General features: G+C 66.7%; 18 protein-coding genes and 1 tRNA gene. 5 read left to right on the plus strand and 14 right to left on the minus strand.

All coding sequences use genetic code 11. The annotated features are described in order from the left end of the window. Positions 1 to 44: 44 nt before the first annotated feature. The 5 genes from HWX36_RS18815 to hrpA all read right to left on the minus strand — a co-directional run bounded on the left by HWX36_RS18815 (position 45) and on the right by hrpA (position 8,164). Positions 45 to 860 (minus strand): molybdopterin-binding protein, encoded by an 816-nt coding sequence (locus HWX36_RS18815; protein WP_175953562.1) that lies wholly within the window; start codon positions 858 to 860, stop codon positions 45 to 47. Then, the gene (locus tag HWX36_RS18820) at positions 857 to 1,684 is read right to left on the minus strand and encodes an EI24 domain-containing protein (RefSeq protein ID WP_175953564.1); all 828 of its coding nucleotides are present in this window, start codon (positions 1,682 to 1,684) and stop codon (positions 857 to 859) included. Before HWX36_RS18820 ends, HWX36_RS18815 begins: the two co-directional genes overlap by 4 nt. A gap of 111 nt (positions 1,685 to 1,795) precedes the next feature. Then, positions 1,796 to 2,770 carry a sterol desaturase family protein gene (locus HWX36_RS18825; protein WP_175953566.1) on the minus strand — a complete coding sequence of 325 codons (975 nt, stop codon included), beginning with the start codon at positions 2,768 to 2,770 and terminating at the stop codon, positions 1,796 to 1,798. Positions 2,771 to 2,786: 16 nt separating this feature from the next. Next, positions 2,787 to 3,776, minus strand: a complete 990-nt coding sequence (locus tag HWX36_RS18830; protein WP_175953568.1) for a beta-propeller fold lactonase family protein — start codon at positions 3,774 to 3,776, stop codon at positions 2,787 to 2,789. Between the two features lie 179 nt (positions 3,777 to 3,955). Next, positions 3,956 to 8,164: an ATP-dependent RNA helicase HrpA gene (hrpA, locus tag HWX36_RS18835; RefSeq protein ID WP_175953570.1), complete on the minus strand. Its 4,209-nt coding sequence runs from the start codon at positions 8,162 to 8,164 to the stop codon at positions 3,956 to 3,958. 23 nt (positions 8,165 to 8,187) lie between these two features. Here hrpA and argA point away from each other — a divergent pair, with 23 nt between their 5' ends. Together argA and HWX36_RS18845 are read left to right on the plus strand one after the other, a co-directional pair. Continuing rightward, positions 8,188 to 9,567, plus strand: coding sequence for an amino-acid N-acetyltransferase (gene argA, locus HWX36_RS18840; protein WP_175941547.1), 1,380 nt, complete (start codon positions 8,188 to 8,190; stop codon positions 9,565 to 9,567). 51 nt (positions 9,568 to 9,618) lie between these two features. Further along, positions 9,619 to 9,894 (plus strand): oxidative damage protection protein, encoded by a 276-nt coding sequence (locus HWX36_RS18845; protein ID WP_006478357.1) that lies wholly within the window; start codon positions 9,619 to 9,621, stop codon positions 9,892 to 9,894. A gap of 140 nt (positions 9,895 to 10,034) precedes the next feature. Here the strand turns inward: HWX36_RS18845 and HWX36_RS18850 are convergent, their stop codons facing one another. From HWX36_RS18850 to HWX36_RS18860, 3 genes are all read right to left on the minus strand, one after another. Further along, complete coding sequence (locus HWX36_RS18850) at positions 10,035 to 11,450, minus strand: MFS transporter (protein ID WP_175953572.1); 1,416 nt, start codon at positions 11,448 to 11,450, stop codon at positions 10,035 to 10,037. An 87-nt stretch (positions 11,451 to 11,537) separates the two neighbouring features. After that, positions 11,538 to 12,749 carry a CaiB/BaiF CoA-transferase family protein gene (locus tag HWX36_RS18855; protein ID WP_175953574.1) on the minus strand — a complete coding sequence of 404 codons (1,212 nt, stop codon included), beginning with the start codon at positions 12,747 to 12,749 and terminating at the stop codon, positions 11,538 to 11,540. Further along, positions 12,746 to 14,497: an acyl-CoA dehydrogenase family protein gene (locus HWX36_RS18860; protein ID WP_175953576.1), complete on the minus strand. Its 1,752-nt coding sequence runs from the start codon at positions 14,495 to 14,497 to the stop codon at positions 12,746 to 12,748. Before HWX36_RS18860 ends, HWX36_RS18855 begins: the two co-directional genes overlap by 4 nt. A gap of 173 nt (positions 14,498 to 14,670) precedes the next feature. Here HWX36_RS18860 and HWX36_RS18865 point away from each other — a divergent pair, with 173 nt between their 5' ends. Continuing rightward, positions 14,671 to 15,573: a LysR family transcriptional regulator gene (locus HWX36_RS18865; protein ID WP_175953578.1), complete on the plus strand. Its 903-nt coding sequence runs from the start codon at positions 14,671 to 14,673 to the stop codon at positions 15,571 to 15,573. 21 nt (positions 15,574 to 15,594) lie between these two features. On the opposite strand, the gene HWX36_RS18870 is transcribed toward HWX36_RS18865, so the two are convergent. The 4 genes from HWX36_RS18870 to HWX36_RS18885 all read right to left on the minus strand — a co-directional run bounded on the left by HWX36_RS18870 (position 15,595) and on the right by HWX36_RS18885 (position 19,881). Further along, positions 15,595 to 17,016, minus strand: coding sequence for an amino acid permease (locus HWX36_RS18870; RefSeq protein ID WP_175953580.1), 1,422 nt, complete (start codon positions 17,014 to 17,016; stop codon positions 15,595 to 15,597). Between the two features lie 91 nt (positions 17,017 to 17,107). Next, complete coding sequence (locus HWX36_RS18875) at positions 17,108 to 18,145, minus strand: porin (RefSeq protein WP_175953693.1); 1,038 nt, start codon at positions 18,143 to 18,145, stop codon at positions 17,108 to 17,110. A 103-nt stretch (positions 18,146 to 18,248) separates the two neighbouring features. Further along, the gene (locus HWX36_RS18880; RefSeq protein ID WP_175953695.1) at positions 18,249 to 18,635 is read right to left on the minus strand and encodes a RidA family protein; all 387 of its coding nucleotides are present in this window, start codon (positions 18,633 to 18,635) and stop codon (positions 18,249 to 18,251) included. 31 nt (positions 18,636 to 18,666) lie between these two features. Further along, entirely contained in the window at positions 18,667 to 19,881 is a 1,215-nt protein-coding gene (locus tag HWX36_RS18885) for an amino acid aminotransferase (protein WP_175953582.1), read from the minus strand. 191 nt (positions 19,882 to 20,072) lie between these two features. Here HWX36_RS18885 and HWX36_RS18890 point away from each other — a divergent pair, with 191 nt between their 5' ends. After that, a complete protein-coding gene (locus tag HWX36_RS18890) occupies positions 20,073 to 20,555 on the plus strand; it encodes an Lrp/AsnC family transcriptional regulator (protein ID WP_175953584.1) in 483 nt (160 codons plus the stop codon). A gap of 82 nt (positions 20,556 to 20,637) precedes the next feature. Then, positions 20,638 to 20,712 (plus strand) — tRNA-Val (locus HWX36_RS18895). Positions 20,713 to 21,003: 291 nt separating this feature from the next. Here HWX36_RS18895 and HWX36_RS18900 read toward each other — a convergent pair. Together HWX36_RS18900 and HWX36_RS18905 are read right to left on the minus strand one after the other, a co-directional pair. Then, positions 21,004 to 21,546: a hypothetical protein gene (locus HWX36_RS18900; RefSeq protein WP_175953586.1), complete on the minus strand. Its 543-nt coding sequence runs from the start codon at positions 21,544 to 21,546 to the stop codon at positions 21,004 to 21,006. A gap of 253 nt (positions 21,547 to 21,799) precedes the next feature. Next, positions 21,800 to 22,522 carry a DUF6680 family protein gene (locus HWX36_RS18905; protein ID WP_347879222.1) on the minus strand — a complete coding sequence of 241 codons (723 nt, stop codon included), beginning with the start codon at positions 22,520 to 22,522 and terminating at the stop codon, positions 21,800 to 21,802. Positions 22,523 to 22,558 lie beyond the last annotated feature (36 nt).

Genomic DNA, 22,558 nt, shown 5'->3' on the forward strand with positions numbered 1-22,558 from the left:
CGTTGCGCGGCCCGTGGCTTTTGTACGGCTGATCGAGTGGGCGCTCAGGCGCGCGGCGTATCGGGTTCGACGACGTCGCCGCCGAGCAGGTGCACGCCTTCGCGCAGTTTCACGTACGCGGCCGCGACCGCTTCCGGCTCGCCCTTCACGCCGAGGTCGATGTGACGGCGCGCATAGATCCCGCCGCGCTCCGCATCGCCGACGCTCGGCAGGCTGAACACGCGCACGCCCGGGAAATCGCGCTCGATGCGCTCCATCAGCGGCGTGAGCGTCGATTCCGGCAGCTCGAACACGTACAGCGAGCGCTCCGCGTGCGGCGTCGCGTGATGCAGGTGCGCGTACTTCGTATCGAGCACCCATTCGATCATCGGCCACGCCATCACCGGGAAGCCCGGCACGAAGTGCAGGTCGCCGACCGAGAAGCCGGGAATCCGGTTGTAGCCGTTCGGGATGATCGTCGCCCCCGCCGGGAACACCCCCATGTTGAAGCGGTGCCGGTTTTCCGGCGAATCGAAGTCGACCGGCGTGGCCGGATCGGCGTGCGTTTCGCGGATCCGCTCCGAAATCAGCACCTTCGCTTCCGGATGCAGCTCAAGCGGCACGCCGAGCGCGGCGGCCGCGCACTGGCGCGTGTGGTCGTCCGGCGTCGCGCCGATGCCGCCCGTCGAGAACACGATGTCGCCCGACGCGATCGCGCGTGCGAGGGTCGCCGTGATGCGCGCCGGATCGTCGCCGACGTATTCGGCCCAGTCGAGCGTGAGGCCGCGCGCGCCGAGCAACTCGATGACCTTCGCCAGATGCTTGTCCTGCCGGCGGCCCGAAAGGATTTCGTCGCCGATGATGATGATGCCGATGCTCATGCCTGCCCCATGTCGATTGCGGTGGCGCGCGAACTCGCACGCAGGTCCTCCAGCGCGCGCAGGCAGTAATGCCCGAACCACAGCGCCGAGAAGACGAGGATGAAAGCGTAAACCCAGATCATGGCCGCCGCGACGAACGGGAACAGCACCATCATCCAGACCGACGATACCCATACGAAGGTCGGCACGGTGCCGAGCAGCCCGGTCGCGACGCCGATGCCGATCAGCGGCCAGCGGTGCTGCCGCACGAGCGCCCGGCGCTCGTCGCGGCTCGCGTGCAGCGCGAGCGCGTCGTAGGTCATCACGCGGTACGTGAGCCAGCCCCAGATCACGGGCGGCAGCAGCGCGAAGAACGGCGGAATCAGCCACAGCGGGATCGTGACGACCAGCACGACGACGCCGGCCAGCGCCGCCCCCAGCGAATTGAACACGCTGCCGAAGAAGGTGCCGCCCCGCTTCGGCTCGAGCGCCGCGAACTGCCGGTTCGACAGGTGCTTGATCACGACCGGCATCGAAATCGTCGCGATCAGCAGCAGCACGGTCAGCACGATGAGCGGAATCGCGAGCGACACGACCACGAACGGCGCAACGACCGCGTGCAGCTGCGACATGCCGATCGCGTCGAACGCGCGGTACAGCATGGCCGTCAGCACGAAGCCGTCGAGCGCGCCGCGTGCGAGATCCAGCAGCGTCTGCCACGAGAACCACAGCACGACGCCCCACAGGACGGCCGAGACGAGAAACGGCATCAGGGTGAGCCAGAGCATGCGCGGATGCAGTGCGCTCGCCAATGCCCGGACGAAGGAACGCAGCAAGTCGTTCATGCGAGCCTGTATCGACGGAGAAAAACGGGGAAAGGATAAACCACGCGGCCCGCATGCGCCAAAGCACATGCGGGCCGCGTGGGAGAGCCGCTCAACGTGAGAATGGCCGGATCAGGCCGATGCCGCGCCACGCTTGGCAGGGAACAGGCGCCGGAAGATCCGCACGAACGCGAGGCCGTGCTGCGCCCAGAAGCCTTCGCCGTAGGACACACCCTCGACCTGGTCGCGGATGCCGGTCGGCTCGACCGTGCGGTTCCACGACGCGGTGCCGAACATCATGTCCCACCACGGGAACAGCACGCCGAAGTTGCAGCCGTACTTGGTGCCTTCGTGACCGTAGCCGACCGCGTGGTGGCGCCGGTGGAAGATCGGGCTCACGACGAGGCGCTCGCCGAGCCAGCCGAACGACAACCGCGCATTCGTGTGCTGGATGCTCTGCATGAAGTTGGTGAACGCGGTCAGCACGACGAACTGCGACGGCGACACGCCGATCACGAGCGCGATCGCCGCGAAGAAGCCGGCCTGGATCACGTCGTCGAGCAGGTGGTTGCGGTCGTCGCACCACAGCGACATCTGGCGCTGGCTGTGATGCACGGCATGCAGCTCCCACCAGATGCCGATCTTGTGCTGCCAGCGGTGATACCAGTAGCCGGCGAAATCGAGCACGACGAGATAGATCGCGAACGTGACGATCGGCTGCGACGTGACGCCCGGCCACAGGTAGTCGAGGTCGAAGTTCGCGATGCCATACAGGCGCAACCATGCCTGGAAGTTGTCGAACAGCGGCTGGAACGCGAAGAAGAACAGCAGCGAGAAGATCCCGAGCTTGGAGATCGCCGTGTAGATCACGTCGACCCGCACGGCCTTGCGGTCCTTCCAGTCCTCGAGGGGCCGCAGCGCCTCGAGCGGGCGCAGCAGCACGAACATCACGATCATCTGCAGCGCGCCGATGATCACCCAGTACAGCGCGTCGTAGGTGTCCTCGTCGTAGTCCATCATGTTGAACTTGAAGAGGAGCGGCTGCACGACGTCGACGTACAGCCAGGTCTGGATGTTCGACACGAAGGTATCGATCAGGTGAAGCATCGCGAACCTCCGTCCGTCAGGCGCCGTTCGCCGCGCGCCACGGCGCACGGTCGTAGAAGTAGATGCCGTGCGGCGACCGGCCGACGGAAATCGTCTGCACCAGCTTGCGCGACGGCAGGTCGATGATCCCGACCTTCTTCGCGAAGCGGAACGTCACCCACAGCGTCTTCTTGTCGGCGGACAGTTCCATGTCGTCCGGGCCCGGCAGCAGGCCGGTGATGTCGCCGACGTTGGTGAGCGTGTTCTCATCGATGATGCTGATCGTGTTCGCGACCCGGTTCGTCACCGCGACGTGCGTGCCGTCGGCGAGCGAACGGAAGTTGTGCGCGCCCTTGCCCGTGACGATCTGCTTGACGACCTTCTGGTTGCGCCAGTCGACCACCGCGACGTAATCCGAGCCCGTCATCCCGACGAGCAGGTACTTGTCGTCCGGCGTGAGCCACAGGCCGGCCGGCACCTTGCCGACCTTCATCTTCCATTTGACCGTCTGCGTCGGCAGGTCGATCGCCGCGATCTCGCCGGAGACCTGCAGCGATACGAGCAAGGTCTTGCTGTCCTTCGTGAACGCGAGGTGGCTCGGCATCACCTCGAGCGGCACGCGCTTCGCGAGCTTCAGGTCGCGGCCGTCGTAGCTGTAGATGTCGACGCGGTCGAGGCGCAGGCCGGCGGCCGCGAACCACTTGCGGTCGGGCGAGAAGCCGAGCTGGTAAGGATCGTCGATCCCTTCGACGGTGTGCTGCAGCTTGCCCGTCTTGGGATCGAGGAACATCAGGCTGTTCGAGACCGAATTCGCGACGATCAGCGACGAATTGTCGGGCGTGATCATCAGGTGATGCGGTTCCTTGCCGGTCGGCATCGTGCCGACGACCTGGCGGGTCTGCTGGTCGATCAGGGAAAGCGTCGCTTCGGCCGAATTGAGGACGATCACGTTATTGGCGTGTGCGGCGGGCGCCAGCACGGCGGCGGCCAGCGCGAGCGTGCGGCCGAGGGAAAGGAAAGTGCGCATGAAGACTCACGTCGTGGAACAACCGTCATTGTAAAACGTTCAACCGGCCCGGCCGGTTGACCGAAGCCGGCATTGCGCCCCTTCGACGCACGCCGCGGCGGCCCTGTCGGCCGGCGCGGCAGGCGCCGCGCGGCCGGCCGGGGCCGCCCGCCGGTGCGGGCCCGGCAACCGATGTTGCGCTAGCGCTGCATCGACTCCCAGACCTTGTGCAGACGCTTGACAGAGACAGGCATCGGCGTGCGCAGTTCCTGCGCGAACAGCGAAATCCGCAGTTCCTCGAGCAGCCAGCGGAATTCCGCGAGCCGCGAATCGGCGACGCCGCCGCGCTGCGACACCGCGCGCTGGTACTGCTGGGCGAGCGGCAACAGGTCGGCCGACTGCTTCGCGTCGCGCGCCGGATCGGCCTTCAGCTTGTCGATCCGCAGCGCGATGCCCTTCAGGTAGCGCGGGAAGTGCGCCAGTTGCGCGTAGGGCGTATCGATCACGAAGCGCTTGCCGACCAGCGCGGCGAGCTGCTGCTGCAGGTCCGCATGCGCCTGCGCGAACGGCTTCGCCTGCGCGAGCTTCTTCACGAGCCCCGCGTATTCGGCCAGTATCTGCCCGACCAGCCGCGCGATTTCCTGCGCGAGCAGGTTCAGGCGGCTCCGGCCCTCGTCGCGGCGCGCGTGGAAGCTCGCGTCGTCGTCGGGCAGCGGATCCTGCAGGCACGCGCGATCGAGCGCCGTGTCGATCAGCTGGTCGCGCAGCTCGTCCTGCGTGCCGAGCGACATGTACTGCATCGCCATCTCGCGCAGGCCCGGCAGGTTCTTCTCGAGGAACTTGATCGGCTCCTTCAACTGCAGCGCGAACAGCCGCCGCAGGCCGGCCCGGTGGATGCGCGCGGCCTCCTCCGGCGAATCGAACACTTCGACGTCGCAATGCGTGCCGCGATCGACGAGCGCCGGGTAGCCGTACAGCGTCTGGCCGCGCCGCCGGATCTCCAGCAGCTCGGGCAGCTTGCCGAAATTCCACGTCGTCAGGTTCTCGTACAGCGCCGTCGCGCCGGCTTCCGCCGCAGCGGCCGTCTGCGGCACCGCGCCCTTGCCGGCCTTCGCGTTGCGGGCGGCGGTACCGGTCGCGGCGGCCGTCGCCGGCGCCTGGCCCATGGCCTGGCCGTCATCGGCATCGCCGCCGGCCGCGATCGTCGACGCCGCCGCGATCTTCTGGAACTGCTGCTGCGCCTGCGCGCCGAGCTCCTGGCGAAGCTGCGCGAGATTGCGCCCCATCGCGAGCTGGCGGCCGTGCTCGTCGATCACCTTGAAGTTCATGAACAGGTGCGCGGGCAGCGTCTCGAGCTTGAAGTCGGCCGTTTTCATCGCGACCTGCGTCTCGCCGCGCACATCGGCGATCAGCGCCTCGACCAGCCCGCCCGCACCGAAGCGCTCGCGGCCCATCCGCTCGACGAAGCCGGCCGCATATTCGGGCAGCGGCACGCAATGCCGGCGCAGCTTCTGCGGCAGCGACTTCAGCAGCAACTGCACCTTTTCCTTCAGCATCCCGGGCACGAGCCACTCGCAGCGGCGCGCGTCGACCTGGTTCAGCGCGTACAGCGGCACCGCGAGCGTCACCCCGTCGCGCGGCGTGCCGGGCTCGAAGTGATACGTGAGCGCCATCTCGACACCGGCCATCGTCGCGCGCTTCGGGAACAGCTCGGTCGTCACGCCGGCCGCCTCGTGGCGCATCAGGTCGTCGCGCGACAGGTACAGCAGCCGCAGCTTGTCCTCGGGCTGGCCGCCCTGCTTCACCTCGTCGCGATACCAGCGCTCGAACGCGGCGCCCGTGTGAACGCCCGCCGGAATCGCCTGGTCATAGAACGCGTAGATCAGCTCGTCGTCGACCAGCACGTCCTGCCGGCGCGACTTGTGCTCGAGCTGCTCGATGTCGGCGAGCAGCTTGCGGTTGTGCGCGAAGAACGCAAGCTTCGTGTCGAACTCGCCTTCGACCAGCGCGCCGCGGATGAACAGCTCGCGTGCACGCGACGGATCCTGCTTGCCGAACGCGACGCGCCGGCGGTGATAAATCGGCAGCCCGTACAGCGTCGCGCGCTCGTACGCGCTGACCTGCGCCGGGCGCTTTTCCCAATGCGGCTCCGACAGCGACTTCTTCAGCAGGTGCGCACCGATCTTCTCGACCCATTCGGGCTCGATCTTCGCGAGGCAGCGCGCGTACAGCCGGCTCGTCTCGACAAGCTCGGCTGCCATCACCCAGCGGCCGGCCTTCTTCGCGAGCACGGAGCCCGGCCACAGGTAGAACTTGATCCCGCGCGCGCCGAGATAGTGCGGATCGTCGTCGGCCTTCAGGCCGAGGTTGCCGAGCAGGCCCGTCAACAGGGCCAGATGGACCTGTTCGTAGGTCGCCTCGACTTCGTTCAGGCGCCAGCCGTGCTCGCGCACGACGGTCAGCAGTTGCGAATGGACGTCGCGCCACTCGCGCAGCCGCAGGTGCGACAGGAAGTTCTGCCGGCACGCGTCGACCAGCTGGCGGTTCGACTTCTTGTGCGCGACGGCCTCTTCGAACCACGCCCAGATCTTCAGCCACTGCAGGAATTCGGAACGTTCGTCGGCAAACCGGCGGTGCGCCTGGTCGGCCTGCTCCTGCGCTTCGATCGGGCGGTCGCGCGGGTCCTGCACGGACAGCGCGCTCGCGATGATCAGCACTTCACGCAGCGACTGCTGGTCGCGCGCGGCAAGAATCATCCGGCCGACGCGCGGGTCGAGCGGCAGCCGCGCGAGTTCGCGGCCGAGCGGCGTCAGCGCGTTGTCGTCGTCGACCGCACCGAGCTCGTTGAGCAACTGGTAGCCGTCCGCGATCGCGCGGCCGGGCGGCGGTTCGAGGAACGGGAACGATTCGATCGCCGTCAGGTGCAGCGACTTCATCCGCAGGATCACCGACGCGAGCGACGAGCGCAGGATTTCCGGATCGGTGAAGCGCGCGCGCGCCTGGTAATCGCTTTCCTCGTACAAGCGGATGCAGACGCCGTCGGCCACGCGGCCGCAGCGGCCCGCGCGCTGGTTCGCGGCCGCCTGTGAGATCGACTCGACCTGCAGCTGCTCGACCTTGTTCCGGTACGAATAGCGTTTCACGCGCGCGAGGCCCGTATCGACGACGTAGCGGATGCCCGGCACCGTCAGCGAGGTTTCGGCCACGTTGGTCGCGAGCACGATCCGGCGCGCGTTCGACGCCTTGAACACCTTGTCCTGGTCGGCCGCCGAGAGCCGCGCGAACAGCGGCAGGATCTCGGTGTGCGGCGGGTGGTGCTTGCGCAGCGCCTCGGCCGCTTCGCGAATCTCGCGCTCGCCGGGCAGGAACACCAGCACGTCGCCGGGGCCTTCGCGGCACAGCTCGTCGACGGCGTCGACGATCGCGTCCATCAGGTCGCGCTCGGCTTCGCGCGCGGTCTTCACGCGGTCCCGGCCGGCCGTGCCTTCGGCGTTCTTCACGGCCGGGCGATCTTCGGCCACGGGCCGGTAGCGCATCTCGACCGGATACAGCCGCCCGCTCACCTCGATCACGGGCGCGGGACGCTCGTCAGTGCCGAAATGGCGCGCGAAGCGATCGGCGTCGATTGTCGCGGACGTGACGATCAGCTTCAGGTCCGGCCGCCTCGGCAGGATTTCCTTCAGGTAGCCGAGCAGGAAGTCGATGTTCAGGCTGCGCTCGTGCGCCTCGTCGATGATCAGCGTGTCATACGCCTTCAGCAACGGGTCGGTCTGCGTCTCGGCGAGCAGGATCCCGTCCGTCATCAGCTTCACGGACGCGCCCGGCGCGAGGTTGTCGGTAAAGCGCACCTTGTAGCCGACCACTTCGCCGAACGGCGTGCCGAGTTCCTCGGCGATCCGGCGGCCGGTGGACGACGCGGCGAGGCGGCGCGGCTGCGTATGGCCGATCAGTCCCGTGCCGCCGGCGCCGAGGCCGCGGCCGAGATCGAGACAGATTTTCGGCAGCTGCGTGGTCTTGCCCGAACCGGTTTCGCCGCAGACGATGACAACCTGATGACCGGCGATCGCGCGCGCGATTTCGTCGCGCTTGCCCGACACGGGCAGGCTTTCGGGGTACGTGATCGGCGGGACCGGGTTCGGTGCGACGACGGTGCGCGGCGCACGCTCGCGGCGCGGCGCGCGCTCGCCCGTCGCAGCGGACGCGTCCTTCGCGGCCGGCTGGCGCGCGTCGCCGCGCGATTCGTCGCCGCGCGGCCCGCGCGGCGCTTGCGCAGGCTGGCCCGCCTGCTGTTGCTGCGGCCGGCGCGGCGGCTGGCCCTGCTGCTGGCGTGCATCGGCCGCACCATCCGGGTGCCGGGCCGACGGCGCTTTGGCCCGCGTCGGCGCGGGACTTTTAGGTACATTCGACATGGGGGCGCATTATAATCCCGCCCATGAATTCCCAAACCGACCTCCCTCCCGCCCAGACCGGCGCCGCGACGCCGCCGGCCGCCGACGATTCGGCCGCCAGCCACGCGCAGTTCGTCGACTGGATGCGTTCCGTCGCGCCCTATATCCACAAGTTCCGCAACAGCACGTTCGTCGTGGGGTTTGGCGGCGAGGTGGTGCAGCAGGGGCTGCTGAACGCGCTCGTGTCCGATATCGCACTGCTGCAGGCGATGGGTATCCAGATCGTGCTGGTGCACGGTTCGCGCCCGCAGGTCGAGGAGCAGCTGAGCCTGCACGGTGTCGAATCCGAGTTTTCGCACGGCCTGCGCATTACCGATGCGCGCGCGCTCGAATCCGCGAAGGAAGCGGCCGGTGAAGTACGTCTCGACATCGAGGCCGCGATCAGCCAGGGTCTGCCGAACTCGCCGATGGCGCACGCGCACATCAGCGTCGTGTCGGGCAACTTCGTGACCGCGCGGCCGGTGGGGATTCTCGACGGGGTCGATTTCGCGCATACGGGCATCGTGCGCAAGATCGACGCCGAGTCGATCCGTCATTCGCTCGCGAGCCGCAAGCTCGTGCTGCTGTCGCCGCTCGGCTTCTCGCCGACCGGCGAAGCGTTCAACCTGTCGATGGAAGACGTGGCGTCGGCCGCCGCGATCGCGCTGCGCGCCGACAAGATCGTGTTCCTGACCGACGGCCCCGGCATCGTCGACGACGAAGGCGGGCTGATCCGCGAAATGTCGCTCGACGCGGCGGCCGAGCTGCTCGATTCCGGCAACATCCAGGGCGACGACGCATTTTTCCTGAAGCATTCGATCCGCGCGTGCCGCGGCGGCGTGACCCGGGCGCACCTGATCCCGCAATCGCTCGACGGCAGCATGCTGCTCGAACTGTTCCTGCACGACGGCGTCGGCACGATGATCTCGTACGAGAACCTCGAAAGCCTGCGCGAGGCGACGCCGGACGACGTCGGCGGCATCCTGTCGCTGATCGAGCCGCTCGAGTCGGACGGCACGCTGGTGCGGCGCGGCCGCCACCAGATCGAACGCGACATCGACCACTTCTCGGTGATCGAGCACGATGGCGTGCTGTTCGGCTGCGCGGCGCTGTATCCGTACCAGCAGGAGAAGATCGGCGAGATGGCGTGCCTGACGGTCGCGCCTGAAGCGCAGGGCTCGGGCGACGGCGAACGCCTGCTCAAGCGCATCGAGCAGCGCGCGCGCGCGCGCGGCCTCACGCATATCTTCGTGCTCACGACGCGCACCGAGCACTGGTTCCTCAAGCGCGGCTTCGTCAAGGTCAGCGTCGACGACCTGCCGGAAGACCGCCGCAAACTCTATAACTGGCAGCGCAAGTCGCTCGTGCTGATGAAGCAGCTCTGAACGGCGCAAGACGCCCGCCCTCCCCCAGTCCGATTACAGGAGAAGTACACGATGGCCCGTATGATTCAATGCGCGAAGCTCGGCAAGGAAGCCGAAGGTCTCGATTTCCCGCCGCTGCCGGGCGAACTCGGCAAGCGCATCTATGAAAGCGTCTCGAAGGAAGCGTGGCAAGGCTGGCTGAAGCAGCAGACGATGCTGATCAACGAAAACCGCCTGAACATGGCCGACCCGCGTGCGCGCCAGTACCTGATGAAGCAGACCGAGAAGTACTTCTTCGGCGACGGCGCGGACCAGGCGTCCGGCTACGTGCCGCCGACGGAAGGCTGATGACGCGATGCGCGCGGCCGGCAGCCTGCCGGCCGCGCACTCCGGGGAAAGACGGCATCGTGTTTCGCACGGTGCCATTTTCTTTTGGGGATGCGCGTTAGGCGTGTTCCGGCCTCGCGCGTGGCGGTATTCCGTGCGGCTCAGCCGGCCGGCTTCAGCGCGCTGCCCTCGCCCGGCTGCGCACGCCCGTCGGCCGCAGCCTCCGCGCTGCCGCCTTCGGTGCCCCATTCAGCCGCGTCGCTGCGTTCGGCGGTCGACAGTTCATCCGCGCGATAGCCGGTGCGGTTCAGCAGCGCCAGCATGCAGACAAGCGACACGAACGCGTAAAGCCCCGACGCGACCGCGACGCCGACGATGCTGCCCGTCGAATTGAGGATCGCCTGCGCGAGCACGGGCGTGCCGCCGCCGACGACGAGCGCGCTCAGTTGGTACGCGAGCGACAGGCCCGTGTAGCGAATGTTCGCCGGGAACACGCGTGCGAGCACGCCGCCGACCGCGCCGTAGAACATCGCTGACGGAATCGTCGAGATGCACATGCCCGCGACGGCCACCCAGTACGAACGGGTCGCGAGCGCATGAAACATCACGGGCATCAGCACGATTTCCGGAATCAGGATCCAGCACATCGCGCGACGCATGTCGACCTTCGACACGAACCACGCGCCGACCGGCTGCATCAGGAACTGCACGACGAGCGAGATCGACAGGATGCCGAGGAACGTGCCCTGCGCGTAGCCGAGCTCCTTCGTCGCCCACGACAGCGCGAACGTGCTGCGGAAGTACGTGACGTTGATCACCGGCAGCGTGCCGGCCGCGAGCAGCACGACCACCCAGTGATCGCGCACGACATCGCGCAGCGGCAGCTTCACGGTGCGCTTGCGCGCGAGCACGCGCTGCATGTCGACCGACTCCTCGAGCTTCAGCCGGATCACCATGCCGATGATCACGAGCACGGCCGACAGCAGGAACGGAATGCGCCAGCCCCACATCAGGAACGACGGTGTCGGCAGCGCGCTCAGCGCGAAGAACGCGGCCGTGGCGAGCAGGTTGCCGGTGGGCGAGCCCTGCTGCGCGAACGCCGCATACAGGATGCTGCGATGCTTCGGCGCGTTCTCGCTCGCGATCAGCACCGCGCCGCCCCATTCGCCGCCGACCGCGATGCCCTGCAGTACGCGCAGCACGACGAGGCCGGCCGGCGCCCAGACGCCGATCTGCGCATAGCCGGGCAACAGGCCGATGCCGGTCGTGGCCAGCCCCATCATCACCAGCGTGATCACGAGCGCGGTCTTGCGGCCGACACGATCGCCGAGATGCCCGAACACGATGCCGCCGAGCGGCCGCGCGGCGAAGCCGGCCCAGAACGTGACGAACGCGAGCAGCGTCGCGACGCCGGGATCCATCGTGCTCGCAAAGAACACCTTGCCGAACACGAGCGCCGCGGCCGTGCCGTAGATGTAGAAGTCGTACCACTCGATCGTGGTGCCGACGAACGCCGCGAAGGCGGCGCGGCCGGGCCGCGGTTGCGGCGCGGCGGTCGGGGATTGCTGACGGCTCATCGATGTCTCCATGTTGGGTTTCGGGGGCGCGACTGTCGCGCGCCTTTCCCGGTGGCCGGCATGACGCCGCCGGCCGGCGGCGTCATGTCAGTCGGGGGGCGCGTGGCCGGGCGCCGTTTTCAGCACGCCGGCATCGAGCAGTTGCTGCTGGAGCGCGCGATCGACGCCGAGGCGATCGAGCACCGCGCGCGTGTCGCCGCCGAGCGCGGGTGGCGGCGAACGATAGGTGGCCGGCGTGCGCGACAGCTTCACCGGCGACGCGGTGCCGCGATACGCGCCGATCTCGACGAACAGGTTCCGGTGCATTGCATGCGGATCGTGCGCGACGTCGGCCACCGTTCGCACGGGGCCGCACGGCACGCCGGCCGCCATCAGGTCGCGCGCGAGCGGCTCGCAGGCGTGCGCGGCGAGCCGTGCCTCCAGTTCGGCCTTCAGCTCGGGCCGGTGCGCGCAGCGGCTGCGGTTGTCGACGAAGCGCGGATCGCTTGCGAGCGCCGGCGCGCCGAGATGCGCGACGAGCCGCGCGAACTGCCGGTCGTTGCCGATCGCGAGGAAGATCGGCACGGTCGCCGTGCGGTAGCTGTCGTACGGCGCGATGTTCGGATGCGCGTTGCCGCTGCGCTCCGGCACGCGCCCCGAGCCGAAGAAGTTCGGCAGGTGCGGATGCAGCAGCGACACGCCGCAGTCGTACAGCGCGATGTCGATCGACTGCCCGCGCCCGCTCTTCTCCCGCTCCGCGAGTGCCAGCAGGATGCCCGCGAGCGCGTTGAGGCCCGTGACCATGTCGACGATCGGCAGGCCGATCCGCGTCGCGTCGCCGTCGCGCTCGCCGTTCACGCTCATCAGCCCCGCCATCGCCTGGATCACCGCGTCGTAGCCGGGCAGCCCGCCGAGCGGACCGTCCGCGCCGAAGCCCGTCACCGCGCAGTGGATCAGCCACGGAAAGCGCGGTTGCAGGTCGCGTGCATAGTCCATCCCCCAGCGCGCGAGCGTGCCCGGCTTGAAGTTCTCGACGAGCACGTCGGCTTCGTCGAGCAAGCGCCACAGGATCGCGCGGCCTTCGTCGCGCGACAGGTCGAGCGCGAGCCCTTCCTTGTTGCGGTTCACGCCCATGAAGTACCACGCGGTATCGCCGAGGAACGGCGGCCCCCAGCCGCGCGTCTCGTCGCCGTCCGGCGGCTCGATCTTGACCACCGTCGCCCCGTGGTCGGCAAGCGCCTGCGTGCAGTACGGACCGCCGAGCACGCGGCTCAGGTCGACGACCTTCAGGCCATCCAGTGCGCCACGCGTCGTGCTCATCGTTCAACCTCCGGCAGCAGGTCGAGCGCGGTATCGAGCGCGATCGGCGTGCCGCGCAGCAGCGCGCCATAGGCGGCCGATTCGTCGTCGCGCGATGCCGGCGCAAGCGGATCGACCGGCAGCAGCTTGTGGCGCACGATCAGGTGCGCGAGCGCGAGCCGCCGGAAATCCGGCGCGAGCCGCACGCCCTCGCACGCCATCAGCACCGCGGCGCTCGCGTAGTACAGCGCGGACGCGACCTGCCGCACGCGAGCGTCGTCGCCTTCGGCCGCGACCCGCATGAGCGCGTCGCAAGCGCGCGCGAGAATGCGCCGCAGCGCCGCACGGCTCGCATCGGGCAGCGGCGCCCCGCCAAGCCGGTCGCCGAGGAACGCGCGCAGCGCATCGAGCGACTGTTCGCGCTGCGCGGCCCGCGCGACGTCGAGCGCGACGATGTTGCTCGTGCCCTCCCAGATCGAGCCGAGATGCGCGTCGCGCACGACGCGCGCGTCGCTCCATTCCTCGATGTAGCCGGTGCCGCCGCGCACTTCCATCGCATCGCCCGTCACGCGCCTCGCATCGCGGCACGCGCGGAACTTGATCAGCGGCGTCAGGATCCGCACGCAGCGCGCGGCCTGCTCGTCGCCCGCATCGGCCTGCGGCAGCAGCAGCGCGATCTGCATGAACATCGCGCGCGCGGCCTCGGCCGGCAACAGCATCTTCAGCAACTGGCGCTGCATCAGCGGCATCTCGATCAGCTTGCGACCGAAGGCCTCGCGATGCGCGGCGACGTGCAGCGCTTCGTTCAGCGCGCGCCGCATCAGCCCGGCCGCGCGCACGCCGTTCGACAGTCGCGACATGTTGATCATGTCGGCCATCTGGTGAAAGCCGCGGCCGATCTCGCCGATCAGGTACGCCTGCGCGCCTTCGAGCGCGATCTCGCCGCTCGCCATCGAACGGCTGCCGAGCTTGTCCTTCAGGCGCACGATCCGGTAGCGGTTGCGCGTGCCGTCCGGCAGCGTCTTCGGCAAGAGGAACAGCGCGAGACCCTTGATGCCGTCCGGCGCGCCGTCGGGCCGCGCGAGCACCATCGCGAGATCGGCATCCGCGTTCGAGCAGAACCACTTGTCGCCGGTCAGGCGCCAGACGGTCTCGCCGTGCGCGTCCGTCTCGCGCGTCGCCAGCGTCGAGATCCGGCCGACGTCGGAACCGGCCGCCTGCTCGGTCATGAACATCGCGCCCTGGTACAGCGTGTCGAAGTCGCGCGACGCCAGCATCGGCAGGTAGCGCGCGACGAGCGCCGGATCGCCGAAACGGCGCAGCGTGCGCGTCAGCGAATCGGTCATGCTGACCGGGCAGCACAGCCCGAATTCCGCCTGCACGAACAGGAACGTCAGCGCGTACTTGACGAGCGGCGGCACCGATTCGGCCCCGTGGCTCAGCGACGCGAGCCCGAGCTCGGAATACGCGACGCGTTCGAGCGCGACATACGCGGGATCCTTGTCGATCCGCTGCACGGCCTCGCCGCGCCGGTTGCGATGCTCGAGCACGGGCGGGTGCTTGTCCGCGCGCGACGCCCATTCGTCGAGCTCGCCCGACACGCGTGCGCCGAGCGCGCGCAGCCGCGGCTCCAGATCGGCATAGTGCGCATCGCCGAGATGCAGCTTCAGCAACGCGCCGAAATCGGGATCGACCGTGAAGAAATTGATGCCCCGGCTGTCGGGGATGTTGGATGCGCCGGCGTCCGGCGTGCGAGCGGTGTCGTTCATGCGTGCGTCTCCTGGGTTGCCTGCACGTCGGCTGGAGGGCGCGCCGCGGCGCCCGGCCAGTCCCGTGCAAAGCCTTCCGCAGAGCGTAGGCGCGCGTTCGATAAGCGTCCAATACAGGATTTATCCGGTACGATAGATATCGCTTATCGATACCGACGCCGCGAGGAGACCCCATGGAACTGAGGCAGTTGCGCTACTTCGTGGCGGTCGCCGAGGAACTGCACTTCGGGCGCGCGGCGAAGCGCCTGTTCATCTCGCAGCCGGCGCTGAGTTTCGACATCCGCAAGTTCGAGGACGCACTCGGCGTCCAGCTGTTCTCACGCACCAACAAGACCGTCGCACTGACCAACGCGGGCGAGGTACTGCTCCGCGAAGCGCGCCGGCTGCTACTGCAGGCGGCCGAGGCCGAACGCCTGACGGTGCGCTCCGCATCGGGTCTCGCGGGCCGGCTGCGGATCGGCTTCGTTCATTCGATGCTGTATCGCGGGCTGCCCGATGCCGTGCGGCGCTTCGAGGCCGACTATCCGGGCGTCGAGGTCGTGCTGAGCGAAATGAACACCCAGTCGCAGGTGCAGGCGATCCAGCGCGGCCAGATCGATCTCGGCTACGCGCACTGGGGCCACTTCCCGCCCGAGGTCGAATCGACGCCCGTCTATGCGGAACCGTTCGTGTGCTGCCTGCCGGCCGCGCATCCGCTCGCGCGGCGCAAGCAGGTCGCGCTCGCCTCGCTGGCCGCGGAACCGTTCATCCTGTTCCCGCGCGAAGCGGCGCCGCACTATCACGACCTGATCATCGCGCAGTGTGTGAATGCCGGTTTCAGCCCGCTGATCCGCCACGAGGCACGGCTGTGGCAGACGATCCTGTCGATGATCGAGTTCGGGATGGGGCTCGCGCTCGTGCCACGCGTGTTGCAGCAGGTGAAGAGCGACCGGCTCGCGTTCCGGCCGCTGAAGGATGCGTCGCTCGAATCGCGCACGCTCGCGCTGAAGCGCAGCGGTACCACTGAACCGGTTGCGCTGCGCTTCGCAGATTACGTCCGCGCGTCGATCGACGCACTGCCCGCGCTCGCGGGCTGAGCGCACGCACCCGCTGCTACGTCACACCTTCGCGTCGGGCTGGAGTACCGGCTGCGCACGCCGGTACCACACCGCGTACACGACCGACAGCGCAACCAGGAACGGAATGCCGAAGATCAGCGTCATGTGGAATTCCGCCGTGAAGTAGGTCGTCACCATCACCGCGAGCATCAGGCCCGCGCCGAGCAGCGTCAGCAGCGGAAAACCGCGCATCCGGAACGCGGGCGCCGGCAGGCCGAGCGCCGTCCGGCGACGCCGGAAACAATAGTGCGTGACGAAGATCATCATCCACGTGAACAGCGCACCGAACATCGATACGGCCATCATGATCGTGAACGACGCGTCCGGATACAGCACGCTCAGCACGGTCGCCAGCGCGATGCCGAGCGTCGACAGCATCAGCGCGCCGAACGGCACGCCGCGTGCGTTCACTTCGCCGAGCGCCTTCGGCGCATGGCCCGCACGCGACAGGCTGAACATCATCCGCGTCGTGATGTAGAGCTGGCTGTTCATCGCGGACAGCGCGGCGATCAGCACGACGAAGTTGATCAGCCCGGCCGCGCCCGGCAGGTGAATCGCCTCCATCACCTTCACGAACGGGCTTTCGTCGCGCCCCGCCGCCGTCCACGGCACGATCGCGAGCATCAGCGCGAGCGTGACGAGGTAGAACAGCACGAGCCGCACGATCGTCGAGCGGAACGCACGCGTGACCGCGCGCTCGGGGTCCTCGGCTTCACCGGCCGCGACCGCGATCATCTCGATGCTCAGGTAGCTGAAGATCGACACGATCACCGCGACCCACGTGCCCCACGCCCCCTTCGGAAAGAAGCCGCCGTGATCCGTGTAATGGTGGAATCCCGCGCGTGCGGCGCCGTCGCCGACCAGCCCCGGATTGCCGAACACGACATAGGCGCCGAGCAGGATGAAGCCGACGATCGCCGCGATCTTCACGACCGAGAAGCCGTACTCCACCGCGCCGAACACGTCGACGCTGCGCGCATTGACGAACACCAGCAGCGCGGAGAACCCGACGATCCACAGCCAGCCCGGCACGCCCGGGAACCAGTACTTCATGTACAGCGCGATCGCGGTGACCTCGGTGCCGACCGCGAGCACGATGCACGCCCAGTACGCGTAGCGCACGAGGAATCCGGCCCACGGGCTCACGTAATGTTCGGCATACGCGCCGAACGAACCGGAGGTCGGGTGCGCGACCGTCATCTCCGCGAGACAGCCCATCAGCAGCAGCGAGATGAACGCGCCGATCGCGTAGCTCACGAGTACGCTCGGGCCCGCGAAGCCGATCGCGAAGCCGCTGCCGAGAAAGAGACCGGTGCCGATGGCGCCGCCGATCGCGATCATCGCCATCTGCCGTGCGGAAAGCGTGCGACGCAGGCCCTGCTCGCGCGCCGCGATATGCTGGAATTGCCCTTCTGGTTGCATCGAATGACCTCGTTCGAAAGCGATTGTCCGGTCGGAACGTCGACGGCGCGCGGGCCGGCGCCGGACCGGCCGGCCGCTGCGCGCCGCGTGCTCAGAACAGGTGGCGCAGGCCGGCCGCCACGCCGGTCTGGTTGCCGCGTCCGGGCAATTCCGTGAACGCGCCGCCCGTCACGCGGTTGTAGTCGAGCGTCGCGTAGACCTGCGTTGCCTTCGACAAAGCGTACTCGGCCTCAAGCACGCCGGTATAGCGCTTGCCGCCGTTGCCGGCGACGCCGTTGACGTCGCGGATGTCGTCGTAATACGCGACGCCCGTCACCGACACGGCCGGCGTGACCTTGACGCTCGCGCCCGTATAGAAGATCGCGTCGCGACGCGGGTTGTCCGCGAACGCACCGTAGGTCACGTCGCGGCCCGGCGCGTTCAGCAACTGCTGGTCGAGCATGCCCGTGCGGTCGATGCCGCCGAGATAGCCCGCGTACAGGGTCGCCGCGCCGAACGCGTAGCGTGCGCCCGCGCCCCACGCCTGCTGCGCACGGCTGTTCAGGTCGCGCACCTGCTGGTACGTCGCGCCAACCATCAGCCCGCCCTGCGTGTACGACACGTGCGTGCCCCAGTACGCATTCGCGCCGAGGCTGCCCGCGACGCCGCCGAAGCCGTAGCTCGCGCCGACGTTCAGCCCGCCGAACGTGCCGTCGTAGCTGACGGCGTTGCTCGCACGCCCTTGCGTGAGGAAATACGGCCACATGTTGGCCGTGTAGTTGCCGACCGTCAGCGGATCGAGATCGCCGAACAGGTTGAACGCCTCGGTCGCCTGGCGGCCGAGCTTCACGGTACCCCAGTCGCTCGCGAGGCCGACATACGCGTAGCGGCCGAACAGCGCGCCGTCGAGTTGCCCGTTCTGCGGCTCGAAGCCGCTCTCCAGCCGGAAGATCGCCTGCAGCCCGCCGCCGAGCGCCTCGCTGCCCTTCAGCCCCCAGCGGCTGTTCGTGATCGCGCCGTTGGTCATCTGCACGCTTGCATCGTTCGACGCGTCGGCATGCGTCGTATAGCGAATGCTCTGGTCGACGATCCCGTACAGCGTCACGCTGCTCTGCGCCATCGCACCGCTCGCGGCAAGCGCACCCGACATCATTGGTAGTGCGAATCGATTGATTGTCCTCATGTTCTCCTCCAGTCCTGCTCTTGTTTATCGATGATTGCGTGAATGCACACCGCGCAATGCGGTGTTCCTGCTAGGTGCGCGCCGCGGGTAGCGCGACGTACGCGACGAGTTCGACGCGCATCGCCGGATGGGCGAAACCCTGCACACCGACGCATGTCCGGTTCGGATACGGTTCGCGGAAGTGGCGCCGGTATTCGGTATCGAATTCGGGCATCGCCTTCACGTCGGACAGGTAGACAATCACCTGCGCGACGTCGTCCATCGTCGCGCCGGCCGCCGCGACGGCCTTCGCGAGATTCGCGAGCGTGACGCGCGCCTGTTCGCCCATCGTGTCGCCGGCAATCGCACCGGACGCGTCGACCGGCCCGTGACCCGTAAACATCAACCCGCCCGCGCGGGTCGCCCACGAGAACGGTTGCGCGAGTTGCGGCAGGTCGACCGGGATCGTTTCAGCCAGCGTGTCCTCCTTTGGATCGGGGTCGGGAAATTCAGGCGGCCTGCCGCGACGCGCCGCCGAGCACATCGGCGATCGCGTTCGCGACGTGGTCGACGTTCGCATCGTTCAGGCCCGCGATGCACATGCGCCCTGAGCGCAGCAGATAGACGCCGTGCGAGGCACGCAACCGGTCGACGTCGGTCGCGGCCATGCCCGTGTAGCTGAACATCCCGCGCTGCGTGACGAGTGCATCGAACGCGCGGTCCGGCAGCCGCGCGTCGAGCCGGGCCTTCAGTTCGCCGCGCATCCGCTTGATGCGCGCGCGCACCTGCGCGACCTCGTCGTCCCAGCGCACGCGCAACGCGTCGTCGTTCAGCACCGTCGACACGAGTTGTGCGCCGAACAGCGGCGGGCTCGAATAGGTGCGGCGCACGCCGGCCTGCAACTGGCTCAGCACGGTCGCGGCCTCGCCCGCGTTCGCACAGACGACCGACAGCCCGCCGACGCGCTCGCCGTACAGCGAGAAGTTCTTCGAAAACGAATTGCCGACGATCGCGGGCAGCCCGGCATCGACGATCGCGCGCACGGCCCATGCGTCGTCGGCGAGACCGTCGCCGAACCCCTGGTATGCCATGTCGAGGAACGGAATCAGCCCGCGCCGCGCGAGCACGTCGATCACCGCGCGCCATGCGTCGCGGCCGAGGTCGAGCCCCGTCGGGTTGTGGCAGCACGGCTGCAGCAGCACGACGCTGCGCGCCGGCAACGCATCGAGCGTGGTGAGCATCGCGTCGACGCGGATGCCGTTGCGCAACGCGTCGTAGTACGGATACGTGTGCACGTCGAGGCCGGCGGCCGAGAAGATCACGCGGTGGTTGTCCCACGTCGGGTCGCTGATCCAGATCGCGCTGTCGGGGAAATAGCGCTTCACGAATTCCGCGCCGAGCCGGATCGCGCCCGATCCGCCGAGCGTCTGCAGCGTCGCGATGCGCCCTTCCGCGAGCGCCGCGCAGTCGTCGCCGAACACGAGGCGCTGCACACCCTGCCGGTACGCGGCGAGCCCTTCCATCGGCAGATACGTGTGCGGCGCACCGGCCTCGCGTAGCCGCGCGGCCGCGATGCCGGTGCTGTCGAGGACCGGAATCCGGCCCGAGTCGTCGTAGTAGAGGCCGATGCTCAGGTTGACCTTGTGCGGATGCGCATCCTGCTGGAATGCCTGGAACAGCGACAGGATCGGATCGCCCGGGTAGGCGGGAATGTGTTCGTACATGGCGGAATGACGGTAAAGGTTGAAGGCGGCGGGACAACCGGAGGCATCACGTTGCGTCGGGATGAGCAGCCAGGACATGGGGCGCATGTTATCGAGGACGAAATAGAATGAGCTTCACTTTTCGATGACGAACCCGCCGGATTTCAGTAGAGTCTGCGGATCTCATCTATAAATTCACCGGATTCTGCGAAATGACCCTGGATCGAACCGACATGCGGATCCTCCGGCACCTCGAACGGGACGGACGCATCAGCAATCAAGACCTCGCGAACGCGGTCGCGCTGTCGCCGTCGGCATGCCTGCGGCGCGTGAAACTGCTGGAGGAACGTGGCGCCATTGCCGGGTATCGCTGCGCGATCGAGCCGAAGAAGGTCGGTGTCGCGTTCGAGGCGCTCGTGCATGTGTCGATGCGGCCGGACGTACCCGAGTGGCACGACCGGTTCGTGGAGGCGATCCAGCAGTGGCCGGAGGTCATCGCGGCGCAGATCGTCACGGGCGGGTCGAACTACGTGCTGACGGTTCGCGCGCGCGATCTCGATCACTATTCGGATTTCGTGATCAACCGGCTGCACCGCGCCGCAGGCGTGATGTCGATCAACTCGAGCATCGTGCTCGCGACGCTCAAGCGCGACGGGTCGATCCTCGAGCTCGTCGAGCCGTCCACGACCGGCTGACCGGTCGTTGCGCGGGTCTGAAAAAAATTTGCAGAAAGGGCTTTACGAACCCCAAAAGCTCTGACATAATTTCAGCTTCTTTGGGCGGTTAGCTCAGCGGTAGAGCACTGCCTTCACACGGCAGGGGTCACTGGTTCGATCCCAGTACCGCCCACCAAAGAATTCGCCGCTTGTGGCGACGCGTTAAACGCTGGATCGAGCAGTTCTCTCCGGCGCCAGCGCAAAGCCACTAGGCAAAGAAAAAGCCCTGCACTCGCAGGGCTTTTTTTTGGTTTCATTCGCTCGTTCCGTCGCCGGGACACTTTCACATCGCTCCCACCCAGCAAGCGGCCATTCCGCCCTCAAGGGAGAGCATCGCTTTTTCATTCTATCGCGCCTTGCCGGCGGTTTCCTCCGCTGCGGACAGACGTGCTCAACTCAAATTTTACATGCCGGGCTTGAGTGTTCTCTACCAAGCTTCAGGCTTAATCGAAGTCGTTTGCGTATTAATTGAAACGCGCCCATTTTCACATTTGGCGAAAATGATTACCGATACTTTGTATTTTGTATCGCCTTGATTTTTTAAGTATATTTTTAAATCACCGCGCACCTCTCCGTTGCCGCCGGTCTTTTGGATGATTTCGTCCTCAAGTTGGTCTGCAAAGACGTAATAAGATCCGCTTGGCGTAATTAAACGAGGTTCTTTCTCCACGAGAGCAGGCCCATCACCCATTTTCGAACCCCAAAGGAATATGTTGGTTTGCCCTTTGTTGTATATATTGATTCTTTTGGTTGATGGATCATATGTCACCTCGGCGGACACTACATAGGGCAGCTCTGCAAGGTTTTTGCTAATCTCGGTTTGCTTAAGGCTAATCTCCGTTTGCTGGCTACTTATCTGAATTTGCTTAAAACCGATGTACAGAGCAACTATAAGCGTGCCGAGCAAAATGATGGTTTGTGTGATTAGCGTGACGACCTGCCATCGTTCATAGGCGTTCATGGTCTTCATTATTTTTCCTATCCGTTGATTGCCATATTTTCCGGGAGAACGTGTTGGATATCGTCAAGTTGCAGGGATGCCCGGTTGCCCAAGTTTACCAGCGCCAAAGACTTGCGAGCACGCAGTTCGTCTTTCGGTCACGTGCCCGAAGGCACGATCAGGCGAGTGGCTGTAGTAGACAAACAACCGCCCGTTGATTGCAGTACCGGCAAAGGGCGGCAACGGGTCGGCAAGCGACATCCACGAAGAATCTTTCTTTGGTTCATCGATGAGACTCAGGTTCAGTGGGCGCTAATGCTTCTGCGCGAGGGCCAACAGCATGCTCGGTGAGGCGCTCGAGGATCTGCTTAAGGCCGCTCATCATTTCCCTCTGGTTCTGGACCAGTTCGATCTGCGTGTTGCGCTGCTGTTCAGCGACGGTGGCATCGACGGGCGATGCCTTGACCTCCATCGGTAGATTCTTGTTGCCTGCGAGCACCTCAATTGCCAGATGGCGTATGGCCTGCAGCTGTAGCGCGACCGTGCCATGTGCTTCGGGCGAATAGCTACCGCCTTTCAGCGCGGCGCGTTCAAACTTGTAGCTCATGACTGCGGCGAGCCGGTCGAGCAGATCAGTTAGCAGTTCGTCACAGCGATCGTTCCAGTCGCGTTGCTCGCTTTCGTTCGCGGGTCGATTTTGTGGAGAAACCGTCAGGTGAGCGTGGTAGTCGTGCCACGCGTCGAGAACCGCCTGCGAACCCTTACTGCGCCATACCTTGCCAAGCACACGCGTACCGTAGAACGCGAGGTCGATCATGTTCAGCGCGCGCACGTGCTCCATTGAAACGCGGTCTTGTCGAGTCGCCATCAGGGTGCTGAAAATCCAGTCCCGGCGTTGTGCGGATGCACGGGCACGCTCCACCCATTTCTGCGCCTGCACCGCGAGGATCGGCCCGGCAACCGTTGCGGCAACCGTCATCCAGTCTCTCGTTTCCATTCCCCACATTTTCTTCACCCCGTTATTGGCAAGCTCAAGCCGAAT

The organism is Burkholderia sp. BCC0405 (genome assembly GCF_902833075.1).
Taxonomy (GTDB): domain Bacteria; phylum Pseudomonadota; class Gammaproteobacteria; order Burkholderiales; family Burkholderiaceae; genus Burkholderia.

What these genes read in the sequence shown, in the direction of transcription:
- argA (WP_175941547.1), top strand. Translation starts at nt 8,188, where the DNA reads ATGAATTCCCAAACCGACCTCCCTCCCGCCCAGACCGGCGCCGCGACG.
- hrpA (WP_175953570.1), bottom strand. Translation starts at nt 8,164, where the DNA reads ATGTCGAATGTACCTAAAAGTCCCGCGCCGACGCGGGCCAAAGCGCCG.
- HWX36_RS18885 (WP_175953582.1), bottom strand. Translation starts at nt 19,881, where the DNA reads ATGTACGAACACATTCCCGCCTACCCGGGCGATCCGATCCTGTCGCTG.
- HWX36_RS18855 (WP_175953574.1), bottom strand. Translation starts at nt 12,749, where the DNA reads ATGAGCACGACGCGTGGCGCACTGGATGGCCTGAAGGTCGTCGACCTG.
- HWX36_RS18860 (WP_175953576.1), bottom strand. Translation starts at nt 14,497, where the DNA reads ATGAACGACACCGCTCGCACGCCGGACGCCGGCGCATCCAACATCCCC.
- HWX36_RS18825 (WP_175953566.1), bottom strand. Translation starts at nt 2,770, where the DNA reads ATGCTTCACCTGATCGATACCTTCGTGTCGAACATCCAGACCTGGCTG.
- HWX36_RS18865 (WP_175953578.1), top strand. Translation starts at nt 14,671, where the DNA reads ATGGAACTGAGGCAGTTGCGCTACTTCGTGGCGGTCGCCGAGGAACTG.
- HWX36_RS18850 (WP_175953572.1), bottom strand. Translation starts at nt 11,450, where the DNA reads ATGAGCCGTCAGCAATCCCCGACCGCCGCGCCGCAACCGCGGCCCGGC.
- HWX36_RS18815 (WP_175953562.1), bottom strand. Translation starts at nt 860, where the DNA reads ATGAGCATCGGCATCATCATCATCGGCGACGAAATCCTTTCGGGCCGC.
- HWX36_RS18820 (WP_175953564.1), bottom strand. Translation starts at nt 1,684, where the DNA reads ATGAACGACTTGCTGCGTTCCTTCGTCCGGGCATTGGCGAGCGCACTG.
- HWX36_RS18845 (WP_006478357.1), top strand. Translation starts at nt 9,619, where the DNA reads ATGGCCCGTATGATTCAATGCGCGAAGCTCGGCAAGGAAGCCGAAGGT.
- HWX36_RS18875 (WP_175953693.1), bottom strand. Translation starts at nt 18,145, where the DNA reads ATGTCGGGTGCGCTTGCCGCGAGCGGTGCGATGGCGCAGAGCAGCGTG.
- HWX36_RS18890 (WP_175953584.1), top strand. Translation starts at nt 20,073, where the DNA reads ATGACCCTGGATCGAACCGACATGCGGATCCTCCGGCACCTCGAACGG.
- HWX36_RS18830 (WP_175953568.1), bottom strand. Translation starts at nt 3,776, where the DNA reads ATGCGCACTTTCCTTTCCCTCGGCCGCACGCTCGCGCTGGCCGCCGCC.
- HWX36_RS18905 (WP_347879222.1), bottom strand. Translation starts at nt 22,522, where the DNA reads ATGTGGGGAATGGAAACGAGAGACTGGATGACGGTTGCCGCAACGGTT.
- HWX36_RS18870 (WP_175953580.1), bottom strand. Translation starts at nt 17,016, where the DNA reads ATGCAACCAGAAGGGCAATTCCAGCATATCGCGGCGCGCGAGCAGGGC.
- HWX36_RS18900 (WP_175953586.1), bottom strand. Translation starts at nt 21,546, where the DNA reads ATGAAGACCATGAACGCCTATGAACGATGGCAGGTCGTCACGCTAATC.